Annotated in this window: 1 pseudogene; it reads left to right on the top strand. The window is 70.4% G+C overall.

Annotated features, from left to right (window positions below):
• Nucleotides 1-432: pseudogene (locus tag GPA27_RS28500) on the top strand (1-deoxy-D-xylulose-5-phosphate reductoisomerase); the annotation flags it as partial.

The raw sequence follows: 432 nt of genomic DNA on the forward strand, positions 1-432 counted from the left end.
CACCCGAAGTGGTCGATGGGCCCGAAGATCTCGGTCGACTCGGCCACGCTGATGAACAAGGGCCTGGAAGTGATCGAGGCCCACCACCTGTTCGGCCGCCCGGGGCTGCCGATCGAGGTGCTGGTGCATCCGCAGAGCCTGGTCCACTCGCTGGTCGAGTTCGTAGATGGCTCGACCCTGGCCCAGCTCGGCCTGCCGGACATGCGCACCTCGCTGGCGGTCGGCTTCGGCTGGCCGCGGCGGATCGAGTCGGGCGTGGCCGGGCTGGACCTGCTGGCCCACGGCAAGCTCGAGTTCGAACCGCCCGACCTGGACGCCTTCCCCTGCCTGCGCCTGGCCTTCCAGGCCCTGGCCGCGGGCGGCACCGCGCCGGCCACGCTCAACGCCGCCAACGAAGTGGCCGTTTCAGCTTTTCTTCAGCGGCGCGTAGGC

Origin of the sequence: Aromatoleum toluolicum (genome assembly GCF_012911005.2) — a bacterium.
Taxonomy (GTDB): Bacteria; Pseudomonadota; Gammaproteobacteria; order Burkholderiales; family Rhodocyclaceae; genus Aromatoleum; species Aromatoleum toluolicum.